This is a genomic window from Ampullimonas aquatilis, assembly GCF_049675895.1.
Taxonomy (GTDB): Bacteria; Pseudomonadota; Gammaproteobacteria; order Burkholderiales; family Burkholderiaceae_D; genus Ampullimonas; species Ampullimonas aquatilis.
Genome location: NZ_CP183834.1, coordinates 3,550,061 through 3,576,102, shown reverse-complemented (window position 1 = coordinate 3,576,102; position 26,042 = coordinate 3,550,061). Strand labels below are relative to the sequence as shown.

Here is a 26,042-nt window from a genome sequence, read left to right as displayed (position 1 = left end):
GAGCGCTTTCACACGAGCAGGGTCGGCATCATTAAATTGACCACATCTATGATGAAGTTGAAACAGTGATGACATCTTTATAGATAAGACGTACCGATATATATCGATTATTATCAATCTATTAAATTGGCTATATTCCGCTTGAATTTGTCATTGTGTAGGACATGATTCAAACGTCTCATCATTTTCTAGCCAATACTAATTGCTATACATTTTTCAAAAAATACAGCGGAGGATTTAGTGTACCTTTACTCATATCGTCTCAGGAATTTTCGACGCCTGAAGTGCGCTCATATTGAGTTAGCTGACGACATATCAATATTTGTAGGATCAAATAACAGCGGAAAGACTTCGGCCACTCAAGCTATCCATGCGTTTGTCACAGGTGGAAAGGATCGTTTCAGTCTTTATGATTTCAGTTCTTCTTGCTGGAAAATCTTTGATGAGAAAGGGGGCATCAATCTGGCCGAAGCAGATCCCAACAGTATCTCACTGCCAAGCATAGAACTGGATCTCTGGTTCGAAGTTGCCGCGCCAGACCTATATTTGGTAATTCCCTTGCTACCGAGTACTGCATGGGAAGGAACCAAGGTCGGTATACGAGTTTCCCTGACTGCACGAAATCCGAATACCCTCATTCAAAATTACCAAGACGCCAAAGCTAAAGGTTCAGAGCAGGCTGCAGAACTGCAGGCAGGTTCACAATATGTTCCTTGGCCTCGCTCCATGACGGACTATTTGCAGCGCGAACTGAAGAGCGAATATGAGCTACGCTACTTCATCTTGGATCGCACACGGTTTGATGAGAACTACAGTGAGATCGGGGACTATGTTCCAGAAGAATTAGGAGGAGAGCCAGGCGGCGGAACGATCCTGAAATCGCTTATCCATATCGACAGTTTGGGGGCTCAACGACACCTGGCTGATCCCAATCCGGAAGCCGGCGGGAGATCGGAAGACCTATCAAAGCGTTTGAGCCGCTTTTACAAGCGCAACCTTAATCAAAGGCAAGACGATCACACCGCTCTCAAGGCGTTGTTTGACTCCGAGCAAGCGCTCAACATTCACCTTGATGGGGTATTCAAACCGATGCTTGATCGGCTCGCAAAACTAGGTTACCCGGGTATTAATAACCCGCGGCTGAAAATTATGTCGGCGTTAGACCCTGCCCACGTTATGAGCCAGGACGCGCGTATCCACTACCAGATCGGCGATGAAGAAGAAATTACCACTCTTCCGGATAGTTACAACGGACTTGGGTTCAAGAATCTGATCTATATGGTCGTGGAGATCTTGGACGCCCAAGCGAGATGGGAGATGATGGACAATCGCCCTCCATTGCACCTGATTTTCGTGGAGGAACCAGAGGCCCATCTGCACGCCCAACTCCAGCAGGTATTCATCCGGAATGTACTTGAGCTTCTGAACATAGAAGGCGATGACGGAAGTATTTTTGGCAGCCAAATGGTCATAACGACCCATTCGCCACACATTCTTTACGAACGAGGATTCAAGCCAATCCGCTACTTCCGCCGGAAGAAAGTTGGCAATGAACAGTTGACCGAGGTTCTAAATCTATCTGCCTTCTACCAAGCCCAGCCAGATGATCGGGATTTTCTAGAAAGATATTTGAAGCTGACGCACTGCGACCTCTTCTTCGCAGATGCCGCTATTCTTGTTGAAGGCAATGTTGAAAGATTGCTCCTACCCATAATGATTCGGAAGGTGGCGAAAACTCTCCGATCAGCTTGTCTATGTATTTTGGAGGTCGGAGGGGCCTTTGGTCATCGTTTCCAATCGCTCATAGAATTTCTCGGTCTAACGACACTAATCGTTACCGATATTGATAGCGTCGCCCTTGTGGCTCCTGTGGCCGGCGATGCAGTTGATGATGAGGAAGTTGAGGAGTTCGAGGTTCCTGCCGATGAAGAGAAAGGCATCGCTATGCAGGCTCAGGATGAGGGACAAAATCAGGTCGGCGAGCCGATGGCAGCCCCACTCAAGAAAAAATACGGTAAAGCTTGTTTGCCCAATGAGCCAGGCGCTGCGACCTCGAATCAAACCCTTATAAAGTGGCTTCCTGGCAAGCTAACAATCGAAGACTTGCGCAACGCCTCGGAAGCCGACAAAACTCACGAGCTTGTAGAAGGCGCAAAGGTTCGCGTCGCCTATCAGACCGAACGGGCCGTCACTTGGAACGGCTCCACTGAAAACCTTTGCGGGCGCACGCTTGAGGAGGATTTTGGCCTCGAAAATCCAGAGTGGTCTCAAGCAGCAGCAAGGAAGCCTCTTGGTCTGATTGTGAAAGGGGGAGCCACCGATCCCAGCGCGCTTGCCAAAAGCCTCCATCAAAAGGTTTCGCGGAAAAATTTCGATAAGACGAAATTCGCGCTCGCTTTACTCACTGAAAACGAGGATATGTGGCATGTCCCGGCATACATCCGTGACGGACTGGTTTGGCTAAAGGACGAAGTGCGGATCGAACTTGAGACCGTACTGCCTGACGCCGTTCCCAATGCTGAAGCTGGCGCGATAGGGGCTGAGCATGAGTAGCCGAGCAAATAAGCCGGATACCCAGGCAGACATCGACCTGCGAAACTGCCTTGGGAACGTTCCACCGCGCAGCTTCATAATGAAGGCCGGGGCCGGTTCCGGAAAAACCACGTCTCTTATTAAGGGGCTGTCGTCGGCCATCCGAATACACGGGGAGAAACTGAAGAAAGCCCGTCAGCGCATCGCCTGCATTACTTACACGGAGATCGCAGCCGGAGAGATATGGAGGGATGTCGGCAGCGATCCGCTGATTCACGTTTCGACGATTCACAGCTTCATGTGGCTGCTAGCCAAACCGTTTCAGAACGATATTCGCGTCTGGGTCTCTGCGCGTATCGCGGAGAAAATTGAGGGACTTGAACAGAAACAGGCAAGCTATGGCCCCAGGGTTCAACAGCGCACAAAGGACAAAGACACCCGAGACCTGGAGCGTCTTCACAGGCAGTCGGGGCGGATCACCGCGGTCAAAGTATTCCGATACGGAACAGGTAGCGACTATGCAAAAGGGATTTTGGGGCACGACGACATTTTGAGGCTTGTGCCCTACCTTATCGCTGAGCGCCCTCTCTTTCGAACCCTTTTCGCGCGCCAATTTCCTTTCGTATTTGTGGATGAGAGTCAGGACACAACCACAGAAGTCATTGAGGCATTGAAGACCGTTGAGCGCGAGCCCGGCGTTACATTTTGTCTGGGCTTCTTTGGCGACCCGATGCAACGCATTTATGCCACGGGAGTTGGTTTGGTTGAAGCAGCACCCAATTGGACCAACATCCCCAAGCCGGAGAATTTTCGGTGCTCAACTAAGGTTTTGAATCTTGCAAACGCTATTCGGCGGGAGGGTGATGATCTCGTTCAGGTTTCTGGCCAACGTCTAGGCCCTGAGGGCATCATGCCAACTCCTGAAGGTTCGGCACACCTTTTCATATTGCCAGCGGACGATACGCGAGATACAAACTTGGCTAGAGTACGCGACTGGATGGCGGTGCAAACTGGTGATAATTGCTGGCAACTTAGTGATCGTGACCAAGAGCAGGTCAAGCTTCTTGTAATTGTTCATCAGATGGCCGCGAATCGTTTAGGGTTCGGAGACCTTTATACGGCGCTAAACCAAAGAGCACCGGCAGCATTCAAAGATGGTTTTCTGAATGGTACCGCATGGCCCCTTTTACCGTGTGTGAAATTTCTGATTCCGATAGCAGTTGCTCAAACAGAAGGCCGGCAGCTCGAAGTCATGCGATTGATCCGAGAGTACTCACCACTTCTTAAAAAAGAGGCTCTCTCAGGAGTGAACGTTGCAGAGCGACTTAAATTACTTAGCGAGCTTGTTGCCTCAATTACAGAAGCCATAACTGGAGATTCCAATGTAATTATCGGTGACCTTTTGACGCAGGTGTATTCCACAGGATTATTAACGCTTGATACCCGGCTAGCATCTTACTTGGACCCAGAAGCAGTTACACCTGTCCAGCCCGCAGAAGGAGAGGTCAACGACGACGATCTGGAGGACAATGAGTCCGAGAGGGAAATGGCCTCGATGGATGCTTTTTTAGCGTGTCCAGCTACACAGCTTCTAGCTTATCAAACTTATATTTCGGAGCGCTCGCCTTTTCGGACTCAACAAGGAATCAAGGGTGCAGAGTTCGATAGGGTGCTAGTCGTTCTTGATGATGAAGAGAGTAACAATTTTCAGTTTTCCTATGAAAAATACCTGGGTCTCAAAGCGCTTTCGGATACGGACCGACAACACATCGAGGCCGGCGAAGAAACGACCGTGGATCGAACACGCCGTCTTTTCTATGTAAGTTGCACAAGGGCGCTAAAAGACTTAGCAGTTGTCCTCTTCACGGCCAATCCCGAACAGGCTGAGCCACATCTGCGCCAGCTTAATCTTTTTGAAGGTGATTCCATACATACTCAAATCGTATTCGAAACATGATAGACGACCACTCTCGTAGTCTTTCTATAGTGAACAGAGACCGTCAAAACTAAAAATGCTGAAGATGCATAATCAAACAAAAAAGGGGCCGCAGCCCCTTTTTTGTTTGATGCCTGTGCCGCTTAACGTGGCAGCTCGGAACTGCCCATCAAAAACTCGTCAACCGAACGGGCACATTGACGGCCTTCACGAATGGCCCAGACCACCAGCGATTGACCGCGGCGCATATCACCCGCAGCAAACACTTTGTCAACATTGGTGAAATAAGCCTTATCGCCTTCGGTACTGGCCTTGGCATTGTTGCGTGCATCTTTTTCAACACCAAAGGCTTCGACGATGCTTTGCACGGGTGAGACAAAACCCATGGCCAGAAGCACCAGATCGGCCTTCATTTCAAATTCGGAATTGGGCACTTCGACCATCTTGCCGTCTTTCCATTCAACCCGCGCGGCGATCAGTTTTTCAAGCTTGCCGTTGCTGCCTTCCAGGCGTTTGGTAGCCACGGCCCAATCGCGCTCACAGCCTTCTTCATGGCTGGATGAAGTACGCAATTTGGTCGGCCAGTACGGCCAGATCATCGGCTTGTTTTCATGCTCGGGTGGCATGGGCATCAGTTCAAACTGGCTGACGCTGGCCGCGCCATGACGATTGGAAGTACCCACGCAATCAGAGCCGGTGTCACCACCACCGATGACCACGACATGCTTATCGGTCGCCAAAATTTGCTTGGGCAGTTTGTCGCCCGCATTGACCTTGTTTTGCAGGGGCAGGAATTCCATGGCGAAATGTACGCCTTGCAATTCGCGGCCTGGCACGGGTAAATCACGGGGCAGCTCGGCACCACCGGCAATGATGACGGCATCAAAGTCGGCCTTGAGCTGTTTGGGTGCAATGGTTTCCTTGGCATCGCTATTGATCAGTGGCTCCAAAGGCTTATCGGCAATCAGCACGCCGGTGCGGAAAGTCACGCCTTCTTCTTCCATCTGTTTGACACGACGATCGATATGGCTCTTTTCCATCTTGAAGTCAGGAATGCCATAGCGCAGCAAGCCACCAATGCGGCTGCTCTTTTCAAAGACCGTCACCGTATGTCCAGCGCGAGCGAGCTGCTGAGCAGCGGCCATACCGGCCGGGCCCGAACCGACGATGGCCACTTTTTTACCGGTTTTATATTTGGGTGGCTGGGGCAAGACCCAACCGTTTTCCCAGGCTTTGTCGATGATGGCGTGCTCAATGGATTTGATGCCCACGGGTGCTTCATGAATTCCCAATGTACAGGCCGCCTCACAAGGTGCAGGGCAAATGCGGCCGGTAAACTCGGGGAAGTTGTTGGTGGAGTGCAAAACATCAATCGCTTCGCGCCAGTTGCCGCGATAGACCAGATCATTCCAGTCGGGGATGATGTTGTTGACCGGACAGCCGTTATTGCAAAAAGGAATGCCGCAATCCATGCAACGGGCGCCCTGCACGCTGGCGTCTTTGTCGCTCAGATGAAAGACGAATTCCTTGTAATGATGCTTGCGTTTCTCTGGGGCTTCGTAGCCTTCGGAGAGCCGCTCAAATTCCATAAAACCTGTTGTCTTACCCATTTTGTATCCTCATTCTCACCGGCCTGCTTACTGATGACGACGTCAGGCGGTCATCAGCACACTGGCTGGTCGTGTGATTTAAGCAGTGGCTTTTTCAGTCTTGCCGGCACTTGCAGTGACTGCCTTGGCATGCAGCTCGGCCAGTGCGCGTTTGTACTCGGTCGGGAAGACTTTGATGAACTGCTTGCGTGACTCTTCCCAATTTTCGAGCAAGGCCTTGGCACGGGTTGAACCGGTGTAGCGGAAGTGCTGTTCAATTAAGGATTTGAGCAACACATCATCGGTTTGACCACGATGCCAGATGGCACGATCAATCGTCTTTTCCTGTTCAGCCGCTGGCAGCACTTTTTCCAATGAAACCTGTGCCATATTGCAGCGCTTGTCAAACTGGCCATCTTCGTCGTACACATAAGCCACACCACCGGACATACCTGCAGCAAAGTTGCGCCCTGTTACGCCCAGAACCACGACCGTACCACCAGTCATGTATTCGCAACCATGATCACCGGTACCTTCCACCACCGCCGTTGCGCCGGAGTTACGCACGCAGAAACGCTCGCCAGCCACACCACGGAAGAAGGATTCACCCTCAATCGCGCCATACATGACAGTATTGCCGATGATGATGTTTTCTTCGCCCTTGCCACGGAAGTCATTGGTGGGACGCACGATGATGCGGCCACCCGACATGCCCTTGCCGACATAGTCGTTACCTTCGCCCACCAGATCCAGCGTAATGCCCTTGGCCAGGAACGCACCAGCAGACTGACCAGCCGTGCCTTGCAACTGGATATGAATGGTGTCATCGGGCAAACCTTCATGACCATAACGCTTGGCCACTTCACCCGACAACATGGCACCCACCGTACGGTTGACGTTTTTGATCGGCTGGATGAAGGAAACCCGCTCGCCTTTTTCCAGCGAGGCCTTGGCTTTTTCAATCAGCACATGATCAAGCGCCTTGATGAGACCGTGATCTTGCGTGTCAACCTGACGACGCGGTACTTCAGCACCGGCTTCGGGCAGATGGAAAATCTTGCTGAAGTCCAGACCCCTGGCTTTCCAGTGTTCAATGGCTTTTTTCTTGTCGAGCAGATCGGCGCGGCCAATCAGTTCTTCAAAGGTGCGAATGCCCAGTTGCGCCATGATCTGACGGGCTTCTTCAGCAATAAAGAAGAAGAAGTTCACCACATGCTCTGGCTTGCCGGAGAATTTTTTACGCAGTACCGGGTCTTGTGTGGCCACACCGACCGGGCAGGTGTTCAGATGGCATTTGCGCATCATGATGCAACCTTCCACGACCAGCGGTGCGGTGGCAAAGCCAAATTCATCGGCACCGAGCAAGGCACCAATCACTACGTCGCGGCCGGTCTTCATCTGACCATCAGCCTGCACCACAATCCGGCCCCGCAGACCGTTCATGACCAGCGTCTGCTGGGTTTCGGCCAGACCGAGTTCCCACGGCGAGCCGGCATGTTTGACCGATGACAAAGGCGAAGCGCCAGTGCCACCATCATGGCCAGCAATCACCACATGATCGGCCTTGGCTTTGGCTACACCAGCAGCCACCGTACCCACGCCCACTTCGGATACCAGCTTGACCGAGATGGAAGCTTGTTCATTGACGTTTTTCAAGTCATGAATCAGCTGCGCCAAATCTTCAATTGAATAGATGTCATGGTGCGGTGGTGGCGAAATCAAGCCCACGCCCGGCACGGAATAACGCAGCTTGCCGATGTATTCGGACACTTTACTACCGGGCAACTGACCACCCTCACCCGGCTTGGCACCTTGTGCCATCTTGATCTGAATCTGATCAGCCGATGACAGATATTGTGCCGTCACACCAAAACGACCCGACGCCACCTGTTTGATGCGAGAACGCAATGAGTCACCTTCCTGCAGCGGGACATCGCTTTCAATCACATCTTTACCCAGCACACTGGCCAGTGTGTCACCCTTCTTGATAAAGATGCCCTTGCGCTCGTTCATGTAGCGCTTCTCGTCTTCGCCGCCTTCACCGGTATTGGATTTGCCACCGATGCGGTTCATCGCCACCGCTAAGGTGCTGTGCGCTTCGGTAGAAATGGAACCCAATGACATGGCGCCAGTGGCAAAGCGTTTAACGATCTCTTTGGCTGATTCAACCTCATCCAATGGAATGGACTTGCCTGGATCAATCTTGAATTCAAACAAGCCACGCAAGGTCAGATGACGTTTGGATTGGTCATTGATCAGCTGCGCGTATTCTTTATAGGTGTTGAAGTTGTTGGCACGGGTAGCGTGCTGCAACTTGGCGATGGAGTCGGGCGTCCACATATGGTCTTCACCACGAATCCGGAAGGCATATTCACCACCGGCATCCAGCGCATTGCTCAACACCGGATCATCGCTGAATGCCTGCTTGTGCTGACGCACAGCTTCTTCAGCCACTTCAAACACGCCAATACCACCCACATTGGATGGTGTGCCGCGGAAGTACTTGTCGACCAGCTCTTTGTTCAGGCCAATGGCCTCAAAAATCTGCGCACCGGTATAAGACATGTAAGTCGAAATACCCATCTTGGACATGACCTTCATCAAACCTTTACCGACGGCCTTGGTGAAGTTGTAGATGGCTTTTTCAGCAGACAGATCGCCCTTGAGCTGGGCATGCATTTCACACAAGGTTTCCAGCGCCAGGTAGGGGTGAACTGCTTCGGCACCATAACCAGCCAGCAAGGCAAAGTGATGCGTCTCACGCGCTGAACCCGTTTCAACGACCAGGCCCGTGGAAGTACGCAGGCCTTCCTTGACCAGATGCTGATGAATCGCTGATGTCGCCAGCAAGGCAGGAATTGCCACATTGACGGCATCCACTTTGCGGTCGGACACGATCAGGATGTTATGCCCCAGCTTGAGCGCATCGACGGCTTCGGCACACAATGATGCCAGCCGCGCTTCCACACCTTCTTTGCCCCAGGCAACCGGATAGCAGATGTTCAGCTCATACGACTTGAACTTGCCACCCGTGTGTTTTTCAATATGGCGAATCTTGGCAATATCTTTGAAGTCGAGCACGGGCTGCGATACCTCAAGACGCATCGGTGGGTTGATGTTGTTGGTATCGAGCAAATTGGGCTTGGGACCAATGAAGGAGACCAGTGACATCACCAGCTGCTCGCGGATCGGGTCAATCGGTGGATTGGTCACCTGCGCAAACAGTTGCTTGAAGTAGTTATACAGTGGCTTGAGTTTGTTGGACATTACCGCCAGCGGGCTGTCATTACCCATCGAGCCAATCGCCTCTTCACCACTCACCGCCATTGGGCTCATCAGGAATTTGATGTCTTCCTGGGTATAACCAAAGGCTTGCTGACGATCCAGCAGGCTGGCTCCGGCAGCATCGGACTCGGCTTCGGCATCAATCTCGTCGAGCTTGATGCGCACGCTTTCAATCCATTGCTTATAGGGCTTGGCGTTGGCCAAATTGTCCTTGAGTTCTTTATCATCAATGATGCGACCACTGTCCATATCGATGAGGAACATCTTGCCTGGCTGCAGACGCCATTTTTTAACGATCTTGGATTCAGGAATCGGCAATACGCCTGACTCGGATGCCATCAGCACCAGATCATCATCGGTCACCAGATAACGGGCGGGACGCAAGCCGTTGCGATCCAGCGTCGCACCAATCTGACGACCATCCGTAAAGGCCATCGCAGCAGGGCCATCCCAGGGCTCCATCATCGCGGCGTGGTACTCGTAGAATGCGCGACGGTTTTCATCCATCAGGGTGTGTTGTTCCCAGGCCTCAGGGATCATCATCATCATGGCTTGCGCAATCGGGTAACCAGCCATCACCAGCAACTCAAGGCAGTTATCAAAACAGGCGGTGTCAGACTGACCTTCATAAATCAGCGGGAAGAGCTTTTGCAGATCTTCGCCCATCACGGCTGATTTCATCACGCCTTCACGGGCACGCATCCAGTTGAAGTTGCCTTTGACGGTGTTGATCTCGCCGTTATGCGCCAACAGGCGATACGGGTGAGCCAGCTCCCAGGCCGGGAAGGTATTGGTGGAGAAACGCTGGTGTACCAGTGCCAGTGCCGAGACCACGCGTGGGTCTTGCAGGTCTTTAAAATATTTGCCGACCTGATCAGCCAGCAGCAAGCCCTTGTAAACAATGGTGCGAGCCGACATGGATGGCACAAAGAATTCTTTGCCATGAATCAGATTGAGTGCCTGAATGGCATGGCCAGCCGATTTACGGATGATATACAGCTTGCGCTCCAGCGCATCAGTCACCATGATGTCTTTGCCGCGACCGACAAACAGCTGACGAATCACCGGCTCGCTGGCACGCACGATGGGTGACATCGGCATATCGGCATCGGTCGGGACATCGCGCCAGCCCAGTACGATCTGGCCTTCGGCACGCACGGCGCGTTCCATCTCCTGCTCGCAAGCCAGACGGGAAGCATGTTCCTTGGGCAAAAACACCATGCCTACGCCATATTCACCGGGTGGTGGCAGCACAATACCCTGCTTGGCCAACTCTTCACGATAAAACTGATCAGGAATCTGGATCAGCAGACCTGCACCATCTCCCATCAGCGGATCGGCACCAACCGCACCACGATGGTCAATATTCTTGAGGATCAACAGGCCCTGCTCAACGATGGAATGACTTTTCTGCCCCTTGATATGCGCGACAAAGCCCACGCCACAGGCGTCATGTTCATTGGATGGGCTGTACAGCCCTTGCGCTGCGGGCATGCCGGCAGCGGTACGAATGGGAGAGGATGGATGTGCCACTGAATTCCCTACTGAAAATAAAAAGATCTCACGAGTTGCTGCCGAAAAGAAGGCTAGTCCGGTCTGCAATTCCCGTACCACTCAAACCGACACCGACAATGCGGGCGATTTAACACAATTGCCTAATAACTATACAGCAATCTTTTTTGATCAACAAAAAAATAAATAGGGTCAGAGTCAAATTAATTTGATGATATCTCGAATAAAAACTTAATTGGGGACAGAGTGATGATTTTCAGACAGATTTGCACCGATTTCACTCAACTCTTGCACTGTTTTTGTGCCTTTTGGACGACCACGCCGGTTGGGAATGATAGGGCGATCCAGCGTTTTGGCGAGTTTTTCCTGATAAACTTTTTGTCCGGTAACCCGGCCTTTATGAACGCCCTGCCCGATCAAAGCCAGGTCCGTCTGGCTGAGTGCTTGTTCAAATAACGCTTTATAAGCAGCCTCCCGCTCAAAAGGGGTATTGCCCAAAGCCCAGAACAAGGCATGTTCGGTGATGAAGGGGTCAATTTTCAGGCCGACATGATGCATGTAACTCGACCAGGGATAATCTTGCGGCTGATTGACCAGCCCGGCACGCACCGGATTGAGCTCGATATAGCGACTGCAAATCAGCAAATACGCTTCTGAATCAACCACCGATGTGCGAAAGCGTCCTTCCCACAAGCTGCCGGTGCGTCCATATTTGCGGTTAAACCACGGCACATAAGCGCGCCCCAGCCATTGCATCAACTTGGCCAGACTGTCGGCATCCTGCGGGCTGGCCAATAAATGTACATGATTGCTCATCAGCACATAGGCATGGATCGCCACACCAAAACGCTTGCAACCTTCGCGCAGCCAATTCAGATAAGCCTGATAATCAGCTGTTTCCATGAAAATCGGCTGACGGTTATTGCCACGCTGAATCAGATGATGTGGCTGATGAGCAATCACTAAACGGGGTTGACGGGCCATGATGATGATTGGGCAAAGAATAAAATGCCATCTTAATCGTTTTTCATGGCAATTTAATTTGACTCTGACCCTAATTATTTAGGGAGTATCATTGAAAATGATGGTGCTTAGGCAAGTAAAATGGGCAGGGTTTAAAAATACAAAGGGTGGTATTTTTGGTAATTGATAAGCAGCCACTTTGGCGCCAGGCGCTCAGCCTGTTTCGCGGTTTTGATGCCGCCTTGTCGCTGGCGGTGTTTTTTTTGCTGTCGGCCGGCATGTTCATTCTCTATTCGGCGGGAATCGATTTTCCGGGCCGATTTGAGGATCAGGCACGCAATATCCTGATCGGTTTTGTCTGCATGTTTGTGGCGGCCAATCTGCCGCCCTCCACACTGCTCAAAATTGCGGTGCCGGTCTATACGATTGGCGTGGCGCTGCTGATTGGGGTGGCTGCATTTGGTCTGATCAAAAAGGGAGCGCGCCGCTGGCTTAACGTGGGCGTGGTAATCCAGCCTTCCGAGATGATGAAGATTGCCATGCCGCTCTTGCTGGCCTGGTACTTTCAGCGTCGCGAAGGCGTGCTCAGGCTCTGGGATTTTGCCATTGCCGCCCTGCTGCTGGTTGTACCCGTCGCTTTGATTGCCAAACAGCCTGATCTGGGCACCGCCCTGTTGGTCGCTGCCTCGGGCTTTTATGTCATCTTTTTTGCCGGACTGTCCTGGAAAGTACTGACGGGCCTGTTTATTACCGGTCTGGCCAGTCTACCGATTGCCTGGACCTTCTTGCACGACTATCAACGCCAGCGCGTGCTGACGCTGATTGACCCGACGACCGATCCGCTCGGCAAGGGCTTTCACATCATTCAGGCCACCATTGCGATTGGCTCCGGCGGCCTGTTTGGCAAGGGCTGGCTGCAAGGTACGCAGGCGCATCTGGAATTCATTCCGGAACGTACCACCGACTTCATTTTTGCCGTGTACGGTGAAGAACTCGGCCTGATTGGCAACGTCATTTTGATCATCTTTTATCTGTTTCTGGTCGGCCGCGGCTTGATGATTGCCGCTACCGCCACCACCCTCTTCTCGCGCTTGCTGGCGGGTTCCATCTCGATGATTTTTTTCACCTATGCGTTTGTGAATATGGGCATGGTGTCCGGCATCTTGCCCGTGGTTGGCGTGCCGCTGCCATTTGTGAGTTATGGCGGCACCGCTTTGGTGACACTGGGTGTGGGTATTGGCATGCTGATGAGTATTGCCCGTCAACGACATTTTGTGCAAACCGGTCAGAGCTGATTGCCACCACCAGAGTCCTTGCATGCGCTTGCTGAAACCTACACTGCTCTTGCTGTTAATACCGCTAATGCCAATATTGGCATTAGCTTCAGCGGCTGAAGATATCGATTTTTATGCGCTGCAACCCAATCTTCAAATTTTAAAGATTGGGTTTCTGGCCGATCCGCAGCCCTGGTCTAACCATCAGTTTGTTTATGGATCAAAGCAGCTCAAACCTTTTACGGTCTGCTGGGTTGATCGCCTCAAAGAGCAGCGCCAAAACCTCTTTTGCAGTCCGACCAAGGGCGAGCAACCCAATCTGGTTTATCGCGTTGTTGGTCATCCTGAACAAAAAGCGCCCAGCTTTACCGACACTACGCCCGCAGCACAGGTTTATCAACACGTTGCCAAAATAGCGGGCTTGGGCAACGGCAACAAATTGGGTGATGGCACCTTGCAGGCGATTTATGAATGCCAGCAAGGTTGCAGCAAGTCGTTACCGCGTTATGTGTTTGAGGTCGCCCATCTGGATTAGCTTTGCCTAGCCTGTTGTTTGATATGCCAGGTCATCTACCAAGTCACCACCCTGAACAAACCCATCATAAGCCCGCCAGTACGCCAATCAAGGCGCCCGCCGCAATCAGCCACAGCGCATTGAGTTTGCTGCGCAGTGAGAACCAGATGGTCAGCCCGGTGAGCAGGGCGCTGATCCAGTGATGATCGACCGAGCGCACCATGATCCATGAGATGGAAAACATCAGCCCGACCGTCAACGGTGCCAGACCCAGCTTGAGCGCCCGACCCCAATCTGGCGATACCGCACGATCCCGATAACGAATGTAGAGGCTGGTATAGATGGTAGCTGGCAACAACATGCCGGCGGTCACGGCCAGTGCACCCGCCAGGCCACTCACGTAATAGGCCATGATGGTGATGAAGAGCACATTGGGGCCAGGCGCAGCCTGGGCGATGGCATACAGATCGGTAAATTGCTGCGCAGTGATGAGGCCATTGGCTTCGACCAGATAACGATGAATTTCGGGTGCGATGCTGCTCACACCGCCAATGGTGATCATCGAGAGCAGGGTAATGTGCAGGGCAAAACTGAGCCAGATCATGCCACACCCCGTTTTACCAGGCCAACACTCAATGGCGCCAGCGCCAGCAATACCCAAAAGAGCGGGTAACGCAACAAACCTACACCAATGAAAGTGACCGTCACCAGCAACCAGGGACGCCAGATAGTCAGGCTGGGGGCGGGCAGGGCACGCGACATTTTGTAGGCGGTGGCCACAATCAGTCCGGCTGACACCGCGCCCATGCCATGAATCGCCGCACCGACCTGGGGCACTGCGCCGTAACGGATATACAGCTCACCCAGCACCAGCACAATCAGCAGCGGAAACAGCATCAAGCCACCAGTGGCCGCCAGACTGCCGCGCCAGCCCTGATGCTGCTGACCGAAAATGATGCTCATATTGAAAATATTGGGGCCGGGCAATATCTGGCCGGTGGCGACCAGTGCGACAAATTCGTCATTACTCATCCAGCGCCGTTGTTCCACCAGCAACTGGTGGGCCCAGGGCAAGACGCCACCAAAACCGGACAAACCGAGCTGGGTAAAGGTTTTGAATAATTGCAGACAACTCAGCCGAGTCACCATGACTGGCGCATTTTGGGGCTGGGAGGAGGGCGTGGACTCGCTCATGAGTTTATGGAGTATTTTAAAAACCTCAATAAATACACACTTAATCGGCTTATTTAACCATATACAGGCATGGGGTATGGCTATTTTCAAGCGTTTTGTCAGCTATCCATCAATCGCGCAAAACCTGTGATTGACATAGGTCGATTGCCTTGGCCAAACCAATCAATGAAAAACCGTCGGGCCGTCCGACTCTTCAGGCGCATCCACATGCACCGTTTCACCGGCCTTGTTGGGGTAAAACGGGGAGCCACAATCATCACAAAATTCCATGGAAAAACGCTGACGATGCACTACCACCTGCTCTTTGCCGAGCAATCCGGCATCACGCAGCAGTTTTTCAATCTGATTGACCGAATCATCCTGACCAATATCGCCAACCAGATCAGCCTGCTCGGGATCGGGATCATCCATCAGCGGCCAGATCATGCCGTGCACAATCGTATTACCGCCATCCAGCGAAAAACCAATCCGCCATTCTTCCAGATCGTCGTCGACAAAGTGGCCGAGCACGGCGGTAACGGCCGATGCCGCCACACCAAATTGGAGCTGCATGAAATCGACCGAAGCGCGCACCGAGTACACCCGAGCTTTGCGCTCGGCCATGCGCGAGCCGCTGAAAAATGCCATGGGACGACCAATCTCAAAGGCGCAAGCTGGCAACAAGGCACTGATGACAGGGCGCGTGGCCAACTGCCACTTGCGCTCCGCTTCGTCGGCCAAAGCCTTGGCGTTGCCTTCGGCCAGCAGCCAGCGCCACGGTGGGCTGCCTGGCGGCAAGACCACTGCACCCAAGATAAAACGCGTATCACTGATGAAGGGCGCGGTTTCGCGCAATTGCGAAGGGTCGATCAAGAGGTTTTTGCCTTTGATCGACTGGGCAAACAATTGATTGGCCAGCGCCGCCAGCTCCACATAGCCGCCGGTCAGATGATCAGGGCTGAGCAGGTGGTCGGCAATCGCCACATGGGTATCGGGCACAAATACCTGGCTGTAGAGCAGGGAGAGCAAGGCGGTTTGCGCAGCCGGTGGAATTGCACACGTGGGAATGCCCGCACGCGACCAGGCATAAATCGGCACCAGAAACAGCAGTACTTCCTTTTCGCCTGCCTCAGTCTGCATGCGGCAGCATTCCACCTGCGCCTCGATCATATCGGCCAGCGCTTCGTAGGCCGCGCTGGGTGTTTGCGAAAGCTTGTCGAGTGCAGCCGACAGGGGCCGATCATCGCCACGCACCAGCAGCCGCAAAATGCGCTCGGCCATTTTGTTTTGCCAAAAGCGGCGCTCCAACTGACTACCCGCACCGCTGGCGGCTTCGGCCAAGAGTTCGGCCAGGGTAATGAGCTCATTGGCCTCGCTACTCAGCTTGCTGTTGTGGCGAAAGGGCGCACGTTTCATCATGTTTGAGCGATGACTTTGGTGAATTAATTTTATGAGCGAATTTGATGCATTAACTATCCAGCTCGTCGGCCTCAGCCGCATCATCGCTGACGACATCGACAGCGCCGGTTTTTTTGCGGGCCGCTTTTTTAGCCGCGACTTTTTTAGCGGCCGGTTTATCTGCCGATTTTGCAGCGGTTTTTGCGGTTTTGCGAGCGGTTTTACCCGCAGCCTTGGGCTCTCGTGCTTCAAACTCAAAAGCCGTTTTACCATCTGGTCCACGCACCAAAAATGCCTTGAACATGCGACCGGTACGTGACGATTTAAAGCTGGTCAGCAAATCGGTACGGCCATCGTTGAGCAGTTTGCTCATTTGTTCTGGTGCGATTTCCTGCTGCAGGATCACCTTGCCGGAACGGAAATCACAGCTTTTGCCAGGCCCCACGCTTTTTTCGCAAACGTAGCTCATGCCATGTTCATAGACTGCGCTGCCACACTTGGGGCAAGCGCCCAGGCTGGCTTGGTTGCCAAAGTCGACCGGCTCGCCATCTTCTTCGTCCTGATTCTGGCCAAAGTCAAATTCAAGCTTGAGGTTATTATTGTCCTTGTCTTCGACAATTTTGAGAATTGCCGCAAAAGGGCGTCCCATTTTGCTGCGAAAGCCATTCAATGGGCCAATCTCACGTTTTTGCAGCAGCTCTTCCACTTCGGGAATTTCAAACTGTCGACCACCCGGAATCTTGGTGATGGAAAACTCGCAGGCAGCACAGGCAAAGCGCCGGTAGTTTTCCTTCACCACGCCACCACAGTGCGGGCAGGGTGTTTGCAAGGTAGCGTAATCACCCGGAATGGTGTCGGAGTCATATTCCCTGGCGCGCTTGACGATGATCTGGGTCATCTGCGCAATTTCCTGCATGAAAGCCTCGCGCGAAATTTTGCCGCGCTCCATCAAGGCCAATTTGTGTTCCCACTCGCCAGTCAGCTCAGGCGCCGTCAACTCCAGCACCCCCAAACCCCGCAGCAAAGTCAGCAACTGAAACGCCTTGGCGGTCGGGATCAGCTCACGGCCTTCCCGCACCAGATATTTTTCAGCCAGCAAACCCTCAATAATGGCCGCGCGCGTGGCTGGTGTACCCAAACCCTTGCCAGCCATGGCATCACGCAGTTCAGCCTCATCGACCAGCTTACCCGCGCCTTCCATGGCCGAGAGCAAGGTGGCTTCTGAATAACGCGCAGGCGGTTTGGTCGTCAGGCCAACCGGATTGACCTTGTCAGTCTTAACCTTTTCATCTTTGGCCACCGCGACCAGATTGTCATCCTCGCCTTGCGCCTCTTTGCCGTAAATCTGCAACCAGCCCGGATTAACCAGCACCTTGCCTTCGGTCTTGAAATGATGACCGGCGACTTCGGTAATCCGCGTTGTCACCATGAATTCAGCGGCCGGAAAAAACACCGCCATAAAGCGCTTGACCACCAGGTCATAGAGTTTTTGCTCAGGCTCGGACAGGTTTTTGGGTGCCTGCAGCGTAGGGATGATCGCAAAGTGATCCGAGATCTTGCTATTGTCAAAGACCCGCTTATTGGGTTTGACCCATTTGTTATTGAGAATCTGCGCGGCAAATGGGTAGTAATTATTCGATTCGCTGACCACTTCGAGCGTCTTGATCACGGTGCCGATATAGTCTTCGGGCAGGGCGCGTGAATCGGTTCGCGGATAGGTCAACACTTTATGCTTTTCGTACAGTGCCTGCGCCAGACCGAGCGTGTTTTTTGCCGAAAAGCCAAAGCGGGAGTTGGCCTCGCGCTGCAAGGTCGTCAAGTCAAACAGGGCGGGGGCAATCTGCGAAGTCGGCTTGGCTTCTTCGGTCACTGTGCCGGTTTTACCGCGACAGGCAGCGACAATGGATTCAGCTGCCGCCAGACTCCACAGACGGCTGTCTTTTTGCTCGGGATCGAATTCGTTTTTCTTGAACTTGGGATCAAACCAGCGCCCGTCATACTGGCCCGCGGCGGCCATGAATTCGGCGCGCACTTCCCAGTAATCACGCGGTACAAACTTTTTGATTTTTTCTTCGCGCTCGACCACGATGGTCAGCGTGGGGGTTTGCACACGCCCGACGGTGGTCAGGTAAAAACCACCGCCCTTGCTGTTAAAGGCGGTCATGGCGCGCGTACCGTTGATGCCGACCAGCCAGTCGGCCTCGGAACGACAGCGCGCGGCATCGGCCAGCGGCAGCATATCGGCATCATCACGTAATTTGGCAAAGCCGTCACGGATGGCGTTTTGGGTCATCGACTGCAGCCAGAGCCGCTTGACCGGCTGCTTGGCCTTGGCGTGCTGCGCAATCAGCCGAAAGATCAACTCACCTTCGCGGCCCGCGTCACAGGCGTTGATCAGGCCGTCAACGTCCTTGCGCTTGATCAGCCGCGTCAGCACCTTGAGACGACTTTCGGTCTTGGCGATGGGATTCAGGTCAAAATGCGGTGGAATCACCGGCAGATTGGCAAAGCTCCATTTACCACGCTTGACTTCAAATTCTTCGGGTACGGCGATTTCGAGCAAATGACCGACTGCCGACGACAGCACGTATTCGTCGGACTCAAAGTAATCGTCGTGCTTGGTAAAGCCACCCAAGGCACGGGCAATGTCGCTGGCAACCGAGGGTTTCTCGGCAATGATGAGAGATTTCACGTCAACAGTAATTTATAGGGCATTGGAAGGCGCAATATTAGACGAGTTTTAAAAAAGTCAATATGAATACACGAATCACTTGCTAGGGTAATGATGGTAATTACAACAGCGCAGTGGCAAACTACAGAACCGAACCTTTGCTTGATACCTGTTTTAACGGGATGTCGTTGAGCCCTTTATAGGCTATTTTTGGAAGAGAGACCATCATGACTTTTGCCACTTGTGATTTATGTGACGCCCATAAAAATGATTCCACCGGTGATTTTCGCGTGTTACCGCCTGTTTTCAAGGACTTTGGCGGGGTTCAGAAATTTGTCGGCGAAGTCGTCACGGTCAAATGTTTTGAGGACAACTCGCTGGTCAAGAAAATCCTCGACACGGCCGGTCATAGCCGCGTGCTGGTGGTGGACGGTGGCGCTTCGCTGCGCCGTGCCCTGGTCGGTGGCAATATCGGCCTGGCGGCGGCCAATAATGGTTGGGCCGGTGTCGTGGTCAATGGCTGCGTGCGTGATGTGACCGAACTCAATACCGTCAAAACCGGTATTCGAGCGTTAGCCGCCATGCCCCTGCCCACCGAAAAACGTAACGAAGGCCAGGAAAGTGTGGCCGTGCTGATCCAAGGTATCTGGATACGTCCCGGCGACTGGCTGTACGCTGATGAAGACGGCATGGTGGTGACGAGCAAGCGCCTGTAAGCTAGCCGTGTTGATCAGTACGTTTCGGTCAAATTAGCCAACCTTAATGATCGCTTAATGGACCAAGATAAATGAGTAGACTAAAACGTCTGACTGCCTCTGATGGTTAAGGCTCGCGATCATCGGAGCATGTTCTTCAACACGCTCCGATATTTCTGACGCTTAGTACTGTCAGTCACTCCACATTCAGTCGTTTGACCGAGCTTTCCACTTTTTTGGGTAGCGTCAGTTCCAGCACACCGTCGGCATACTTGGCTACGGCATTAGCTTCATCGACCGGTTTTTCGAGTGCAAAGCTGCGAAATACCTTGCCTTCATAGCGCTCGGAATAAATCAGGTTGTTATCCTTTTTGTCTTCCTTTAAGCGCTTGACCTCGGCGCTGATGCGTACCTGATTATTGTCAATATCAACCCGGATGTCTTCTTTTTTCACGCCGGGTAAATCAGCGTGAACCTGGTAAGCCTGATCGGTCTCGGACACATCCACTTTTAAACGCACCGGCTGTTGTTCTTCAAAGCCGGCGGGTTGGGTGATGAAGCTGTTGATGAGTTTGTTCAAACGGGCAGAAAAAGGGTCGTAAACAATTTGGTTAGCCATGATGATTGCTCCATATTCAAAAATTCAAGTTGAAAATTCGAGCTACTCGGACACCGCTAGCGTTGCTTATGTCTTGTTGCTCGTTGAATCATTAGATAAGGTGAGGGCGTGGCAATTCAAGCTGGCAAGACTAAAAAATGGGCGGTTTTTGAGCCAGATCAAACAGGCCAGTAACGCTTCGTCAAGCCCGTCAATTACCGGCACTTTTAATTAATTCAAGGAGTATATGCATATTCAGCCCTCTTAAGTGTGTAATTAAATGATCCAATTTTTTACACCACCCAGTATATTTTCAATTCTACTTCATTCACCGATCATCCCGCACTCAGCCATTGGGCCTTGCAGGAGGCGCATGCCAATTCACGTTCATCATGGATCGAACGCTTTCTTGCGGCCCCTTTGGGCCGCGATTGCGACAACACTCGCTCGCCTCAGCCGAATAACCCAGCCAATTAAATAACGCTGACAGTGGCGCATTGCCAACAACCAGTTAAAATCGCCGTTGCGATTGGGATCCACCCACGCCCGACACCCTGCTTGACAAGGTGCCGACTGTCTCTGGAAGCTGCATGGCCGAAATAAAAAATCTCGACGACGAGCTCTACCACTTTCGCTTACGTATTTTTGCCGCTGGACTGTTTGTTCTGGTTTGCTTTGGCCTGCTCGCCACCCGCTTTGTTTTTTTGCAGGTTTATAAACACGAACAATATTCGGCACAGGCCGAGGACAATCGGATTTCAGTGCTGCCGATCGTGCCCAGTCGCGGCATTATTTCGGATCGCAATGGCGTGGTGCTGGCGAGCAATTATTCGGCCTATACGCTGGAAATCACGCCATCAAAAATTCATGGCGAATTGGATGATCTGATCGACGAAATCGCCACCATCATTCCGGTTGAACCACGTGATCGCAAACGCTTTAAAAAGCTGCTTGATGAATCCAAAAACTTTGCCAGCCTGCCACTGCGCACGCGCCTGAGTGATGAGGAAGTGGCACGTTTTGCTGCGCAACGCTATCGTTTTCCGGGCGTGGACATTGCGGCACGGCTGTTTCGTCAATATCCCCTGGGGGAAACCGCCGCGCATGTGATTGGCTATATTGGTCGCTTGAGTCAACGCGACATGGATCGTCTGGAAGAGCGCGAAGAAAAAGAAGATCGCGATATTCTGTCCAACTACAAGGGCACGGAATACATTGGCAAGATTGGTATTGAGCAGAGCTATGAAGAACAGCTGCATGGCCTCACCGGCTACGAAGAAGTGGAAGTCAGCGCCGGTGGTCGGGCGGTACGTCAACTCTCTTCAACTCGCGCCACACCGGGTAAAAACCTGGTGTTGTCGATTGATATTCGATTGCAGCAATTGGTGGAAGAAGCGTTTGAAGACCGGCGCGGCGCATTGGTAGCCATTGAGCCTGAAACCGGTGATATTTTGGCATTTGTTTCCAAACCCTCGTTTGACCCGAATATGTTTGTGGAAGGCATTGATCCCGACAACTGGAAAATGCTCAATGAGTCACCCGACAAACCACTGCTAAACCGTCCTTTGCGCGGCACCTATCCGCCGGGCTCCACATACAAACCTTTTATGGCGCTGGCCGCGCTGGAGACCGGCAAACGCACCCCCGGCCAGACGATCAGCGACCCAGGCTACTTCTGGTTTGGCAATCACCAGTTTCGTGATGACAAGCCGGGCGGCCATGGCTCGGTGGATATGTATCGCTCCATCGTGCAATCGTGCGATACCTACTACTACATGCTGGCGCGCGATTTGGGCGTCAATACCATTCATGATTTCATGAAACCCTTTGGCTTTGGCCAGATTACCGGCATTGATGTGGAAGGCGAACTGCGTGGCTTGCTACCGTCTACCGACTGGAAACGCAAAGCCTATCGCAAGCCCGAACAGCAAAAATGGTATGACGGCGAGACCATCAGCCTGGGCATTGGCCAGGGCTATAACTCATTTACCATTTTGCAACTGGCCCATGCCAATGCCAATTTGGCCAATAACGGTATCGTGATGAAACCGCACCTGGTCAAGGTGATTCAGGACCCCGTCACCCAGGTGCGTGAACTGACGGTGCCCAAGGAAAGTTATCGGATTGAACTCAAGCAGGAAAATATTGATGTCATCAAACGAGCGATGGTTGGTGTGAATCTGCAAGGTACGTCAGCGGCCGCATTCAGGGGTGCCGAATATCAGGCCGCCGGTAAAACCGGGACTGCGCAGGTGATTGGCATTAAAAAAGGCGAGAAATATAACGCGAGCCGGATTGATGAGCGTTATCGCGATCACGCGTTGTTTGAAGCCTTTGCACCGGCCGATAAACCTCGGATTGCACTGGCACTGATTGTGGAAAACGCCGGTTTTGGCGCACAGGCCGCGGCACCGATTGCCCGCAAAGTATTTGATTATTACCTGCTGGGCAAAATCCCCGCCGATAGCGCTTTGGCCGGCACGACCCGCACCAAGGTTGAAAAAGCCAAGTCCGATGCGGTAGATAGCGATACCGAAACGCTGCCCACAGCTGAGATCAAGGCGCTTGAAGAATCCATCGGTGGCCCGAAAGCGGGCGCAGAAACGCCCGGTAACAAGGAATAGGCGAAGCATAGAACCGTGCCTGAAGCGTTATGAATCACTCATCCAAAGACGCCAAGAAGCACAAAGAAAACCGAAGGGTTCAGAGTTAATCTAACAAAAGGAGCGCGTCATCTGCGCTGCCAAACCTCACAAAATGGTTAGAGACCATCATCCATTGAGCAAAGCAACTCACCAAAACGAGCATCCTGTATCGGGGGAGCAGCCCAGCCCCCAATCAAATATTGCGGATTGATCATCTTTTCTTGGCGTACCTGGCGTCCTGGCGGTTTAACCGATTTTTCTTTGTGCCTTTGTGGTAAAGGCCTTATCAATGTGCCGTTGCAGATTCCGCGTCTAGTTATATTCGGTAATCTGAAACAGGCGTTGATGCTCACGGATCGCGTAACGATCGGTCATGCCGGCAATATAGTCGGCAATGGCTCTGGGTTGCAGAGCCTCTTCAGGCATTTGATAAGTTGGCGGTAATAACTGTGGTTCCGCCAGAAATGCACCAAATAATTCGGTGATGACCTTTTTGGCTTTGGAAGTCATTCGATTGACACGATAATGCTGATAAAGGTTTTTGCGTAAAAAGCGCTTCAATACGCGTGCGTCACGTTCGACACTTTCGGACAGGCAGGCAATTGGCGGTGCGGCGCGCACATCGGCTACTGTGCCAGGCCGATAATGTGCGAGCCTGCGCGTAGTAGCGCTGATAAGATCGGTAATTAAAAAGTTGATCATGCGCCGAATGGTTTCATGAATCAGCTTGCGCTCGGCAATGTGTGGATAGAGCTGGCGTGACTCTTCCTGAAAGCGCACAAAGAGTGGCACCTCCTGCAGTTGCGCCAAAGTGATCAGGCCGGATCGCAGACCATCATCAATATCATGATTGTTGTAGGCAATCTCATCCGCCAGATTGGTAATCTGTGCTTCCAGTGTAGGCTGAGTATGTTCAATAAAACGTACGCCCAAATCACCCAGTTGCAACGCATTCTCACGGGAACAATGTTTGAGTATGCCTTCGCGGGTTTCATAACTCAGATTCAAGCCATCAAAAGCAGCGTAGCGGGCTTCAAGCGTTTCGACCACCCGCAGGCTTTGCAGGTTGTGTTCAAAGCCACCATAAGGCCTCATGCAATGATTGAGCGCTTCCTGGCCCGCATGGCCAAAGGGCGTGTGACCCAGATCATGGGCCAGCGCAATAGCTTCAATCAGATCTTCGTTGAGCCGCAGATTACGCGCCAACGAACGGGCGATCTGCGCAACTTCAATACTGTGGGTCAGGCGAGTGCGAAACAGGTCACCCTCATGATTGATGAATACCTGGGTCTTGTATTCGAGTCGTCGGAATGCGGCTGAATGAACAATCCGATCACGATCACGCTGAAATTCGGTGCGGTTGCTGGATGGCTGCTCATCATGACGGCGGCCATGACTTAGAGACGATCGGGCCGCATAGGGCGCCAGCAATGCTTCGGTGTCATGCATCATGATGGTTGGGACTGTTCCTTAAACCGTGACAAATAGCGGTATGACATTCCAATCAAGTCCCAAAAGGATCAATCACATGACGTTCGTTTAATGACGGCCTGTCGATTTGAAAAAATCGATGAGGACAGGCTCTTCGACTATCTCGATCACGGCTTTACCCAAACCATCCAGCATGATGAAGTTGAGCTTGCTATCACTGGCTTTTTTGTCGGCACGCATCAGTTCAATAAATTGGGCACCAGACCAATCCGGCGCAACAACGGGCAAATGCGCAGCCGCAACAACGGCCTCTATACGTTGAACCGATGTCTGACTAAGCTTACCTAAAAAATGTGACAGTCGTGCAGCCAAGACCATGCCACAGCCAACCGCTTCGCCATGCAGCCATGCACCATAGCCCATCCCCGTTTCAATGGCATGGCCAAAGGTGTGACCAAAATTGAGGATGGCTCGCAAACCCTGCTCCGTTTCATCTTGACCCACCACTTCGGCCTTGATTGCACAGGAGCGGCGCACCGCATGAGCAAGCGCATCGACCTCCTTAGCCAGCAGGGCGGCCATATTGGCTTCGATCCAGTCAAAAAACTCGCTGTCATAAATGGCGCCATGCTTGATGACTTCAGCCATACCAGCTGACAGCTCTTTGGCAGGCAAGGTGTTTAAAGTGCTCAGATCGGCCACCACCAACTTGGGCTGATAAAACGCGCCGATCATGTTTTTACCCAAAGGATGATTAATGGCCGTCTTGCCTCCCACCGATGAATCGACCTGAGCGAGCAAGGTTGTCGGCACCTGAATAAATGGTACACCGCGCATATAGCAGGCCGCGGCAAACCCCGTCATATCTCCAATCACGCCACCACCCAATGCCACCAGGGTTGTTTTGCGATCGGCGCGAGCACCGAGCAGGGCATCAAATATCAGATTTAAAGTTTCCCAGGTTTTATAGACCTCGCCATCCGGCAAGACCACACACGTCACTTTTTTACCAAGTGCACGCAGCGTTGCGCTGAGCTGTTCAGCATATAAGGGTGCCACCGTGGTATTGGAAACGATGGTGACATTTTGACCATGTATCGCTTTTTCAAACAAGGCCGGCTCAGACAACAAGCCCGAACCGATCTGGATTGGATAACTGGTCGCGCCTAAATTAACTAATAATGAATCCATTGCAATCAAATAATCTGTGGCGACTGCCACATAGCGTTAATTAATGCCCTTGCTTAAGGGCTGTCAGTCTTGTTTTCGTGCAGGCCAGCCAAGGTGTTGGCTTCCAGGTTAAAACCAGCCAGTTCAAGCTGGGACATTACCATATTGACCAATACATTGACGCTGGGTTTACCAGTATCAACAATAAAATGCGCACAATCCCGATACAAGGGATCACGCTCCTGAAACAGTGTTTCAAGCCGCGCCTTGGGATTATCAGTTTGCAATAAAGGACGATTTTTATCGTGACGAGTACGGAGCCACAAGTCATGCGGCGTAGCCCGCAAATAAATAACATGGCCCCGAGTTTTAAGATGGTGCCGATTTTCTTCCCGCAATACTGCACCACCACCCGTAGCCAGCACGATTGACTGCTTTTGCGTCAACTCGTCGATAGCTTGTGATTCCCGTAAACGGAAGCCGGACTCACCTTCGTGAGCAAAAATGGTAGGAATTGCAACACCCGTGCGTGCTTCGATTTCATGATCCGAGTCATAAAAGTCACGCCCCAGACGCCGCGCCAAAGCCCGCCCGATAGTGGTCTTGCCAGCACCCATCAACCCGACTAAAAAAATATTATTGATCGACATGCGCAA

The 26,042-nt window shown here is 52.3% G+C and carries 18 protein-coding genes; 7 read left to right on the top strand and 11 right to left on the bottom strand.

What is annotated here, in order from left to right; genetic code table 11:
• The first annotated feature begins 240 nt into the window (after positions 1-240).
• Together ACMYR3_RS16655 and ACMYR3_RS16650 are read left to right on the top strand one after the other, a co-directional pair.
• Positions 241-2,553 (top strand): ATP-dependent nuclease, encoded by a 2,313-nt coding sequence (locus tag ACMYR3_RS16655; protein WP_424193270.1) that lies wholly within the window; start codon positions 241-243, stop codon positions 2,551-2,553.
• The gene (locus ACMYR3_RS16650; RefSeq protein WP_424193268.1) at positions 2,546-4,489 is read left to right on the top strand and encodes a UvrD-helicase domain-containing protein; all 1,944 of its coding nucleotides are present in this window, start codon (positions 2,546-2,548) and stop codon (positions 4,487-4,489) included. The genes ACMYR3_RS16655 and ACMYR3_RS16650 overlap by 8 nt, the downstream gene beginning before the upstream one ends.
• Before the next feature lie 122 nt (positions 4,490-4,611).
• On the opposite strand, the gene ACMYR3_RS16645 is transcribed toward ACMYR3_RS16650, so the two are convergent.
• The 3 genes from ACMYR3_RS16645 to ACMYR3_RS16635 form a co-directional block, all read right to left on the bottom strand.
• A complete protein-coding gene (locus ACMYR3_RS16645; protein WP_424193266.1) occupies positions 4,612-6,078 on the bottom strand; it encodes a glutamate synthase subunit beta in 1,467 nt (488 codons plus the stop codon).
• Positions 6,079-6,156: 78 nt separating this feature from the next.
• Complete coding sequence (locus ACMYR3_RS16640) at positions 6,157-10,836, bottom strand: glutamate synthase-related protein (RefSeq protein WP_424196579.1); 4,680 nt, start codon at positions 10,834-10,836, stop codon at positions 6,157-6,159.
• 249 nt (positions 10,837-11,085) lie between these two features.
• A complete protein-coding gene (locus ACMYR3_RS16635; protein WP_424193264.1) occupies positions 11,086-11,838 on the bottom strand; it encodes a transposase in 753 nt (250 codons plus the stop codon).
• 161 nt (positions 11,839-11,999) lie between these two features.
• Here ACMYR3_RS16635 and rodA point away from each other — a divergent pair, with 161 nt between their 5' ends.
• The gene (gene rodA / locus ACMYR3_RS16630) at positions 12,000-13,112 is read left to right on the top strand and encodes a rod shape-determining protein RodA (RefSeq protein WP_424196577.1); all 1,113 of its coding nucleotides are present in this window, start codon (positions 12,000-12,002) and stop codon (positions 13,110-13,112) included.
• 22 nt (positions 13,113-13,134) lie between these two features.
• Positions 13,135-13,626, top strand: coding sequence for a hypothetical protein (locus ACMYR3_RS16625; protein WP_424193262.1), 492 nt, complete (start codon positions 13,135-13,137; stop codon positions 13,624-13,626).
• A 64-nt stretch (positions 13,627-13,690) separates the two neighbouring features.
• Here the strand turns inward: ACMYR3_RS16625 and ACMYR3_RS16620 are convergent, their stop codons facing one another.
• Both ACMYR3_RS16620 and ACMYR3_RS16615 read right to left on the bottom strand, forming a co-directional pair.
• Positions 13,691-14,209, bottom strand: a complete 519-nt coding sequence (locus ACMYR3_RS16620; RefSeq protein ID WP_424193260.1) for a chromate transporter — start codon at positions 14,207-14,209, stop codon at positions 13,691-13,693.
• On the bottom strand, positions 14,206-14,754 hold the full coding sequence (locus tag ACMYR3_RS16615; RefSeq protein WP_424193258.1) for a chromate transporter: 549 nt from the start codon (positions 14,752-14,754) through the stop codon (positions 14,206-14,208). The genes ACMYR3_RS16620 and ACMYR3_RS16615 overlap by 4 nt, the downstream gene beginning before the upstream one ends.
• Here ACMYR3_RS16615 and ACMYR3_RS16610 point away from each other — a divergent pair.
• The gene (locus tag ACMYR3_RS16610; RefSeq protein WP_424193256.1) at positions 14,753-14,929 is read left to right on the top strand and encodes a hypothetical protein; all 177 of its coding nucleotides are present in this window, start codon (positions 14,753-14,755) and stop codon (positions 14,927-14,929) included. The two genes, ACMYR3_RS16615 and ACMYR3_RS16610, sit on opposite strands and share 2 nt — an antisense overlap.
• A gap of 32 nt (positions 14,930-14,961) precedes the next feature.
• Here ACMYR3_RS16610 and ACMYR3_RS16605 read toward each other — a convergent pair whose 3' ends face one another.
• Both ACMYR3_RS16605 and ACMYR3_RS16600 read right to left on the bottom strand, forming a co-directional pair.
• Positions 14,962-16,197, bottom strand: coding sequence for a DUF2863 family protein (locus tag ACMYR3_RS16605; protein WP_424193254.1), 1,236 nt, complete (start codon positions 16,195-16,197; stop codon positions 14,962-14,964).
• 49 nt (positions 16,198-16,246) lie between these two features.
• Positions 16,247-18,868, bottom strand: a complete 2,622-nt coding sequence (locus ACMYR3_RS16600; protein WP_424193252.1) for a DNA topoisomerase III — start codon at positions 18,866-18,868, stop codon at positions 16,247-16,249.
• A 206-nt stretch (positions 18,869-19,074) separates the two neighbouring features.
• Here ACMYR3_RS16600 and rraA point away from each other — a divergent pair, with 206 nt between their 5' ends.
• Positions 19,075-19,563, top strand: coding sequence for a ribonuclease E activity regulator RraA (rraA, locus tag ACMYR3_RS16595; RefSeq protein WP_424193250.1), 489 nt, complete (start codon positions 19,075-19,077; stop codon positions 19,561-19,563).
• A gap of 175 nt (positions 19,564-19,738) precedes the next feature.
• Here the strand turns inward: rraA and ACMYR3_RS16590 are convergent, their stop codons facing one another.
• Positions 19,739-20,161 (bottom strand): Hsp20/alpha crystallin family protein, encoded by a 423-nt coding sequence (locus ACMYR3_RS16590; protein WP_424193249.1) that lies wholly within the window; start codon positions 20,159-20,161, stop codon positions 19,739-19,741.
• Between the two features lie 569 nt (positions 20,162-20,730).
• Between ACMYR3_RS16590 and mrdA the strand changes: the two genes are divergently transcribed.
• Positions 20,731-22,764: a penicillin-binding protein 2 gene (gene mrdA, locus ACMYR3_RS16585; RefSeq protein WP_424193247.1), complete on the top strand. Its 2,034-nt coding sequence runs from the start codon at positions 20,731-20,733 to the stop codon at positions 22,762-22,764.
• 333 nt (positions 22,765-23,097) lie between these two features.
• Here the strand turns inward: mrdA and ACMYR3_RS16580 are convergent, their stop codons facing one another.
• The 3 genes from ACMYR3_RS16580 to aroK all read right to left on the bottom strand — a co-directional run bounded on the left by ACMYR3_RS16580 (position 23,098) and on the right by aroK (position 26,036).
• Positions 23,098-24,237, bottom strand: a complete 1,140-nt coding sequence (locus ACMYR3_RS16580; protein ID WP_424193245.1) for a deoxyguanosinetriphosphate triphosphohydrolase — start codon at positions 24,235-24,237, stop codon at positions 23,098-23,100.
• Between the two features lie 87 nt (positions 24,238-24,324).
• A complete protein-coding gene (gene aroB / locus ACMYR3_RS16575; protein WP_424193243.1) occupies positions 24,325-25,407 on the bottom strand; it encodes a 3-dehydroquinate synthase in 1,083 nt (360 codons plus the stop codon).
• 53 nt (positions 25,408-25,460) lie between these two features.
• Entirely contained in the window at positions 25,461-26,036 is a 576-nt protein-coding gene (gene aroK / locus ACMYR3_RS16570; protein WP_424193241.1) for a shikimate kinase AroK, read from the bottom strand.
• Positions 26,037-26,042 lie beyond the last annotated feature (6 nt).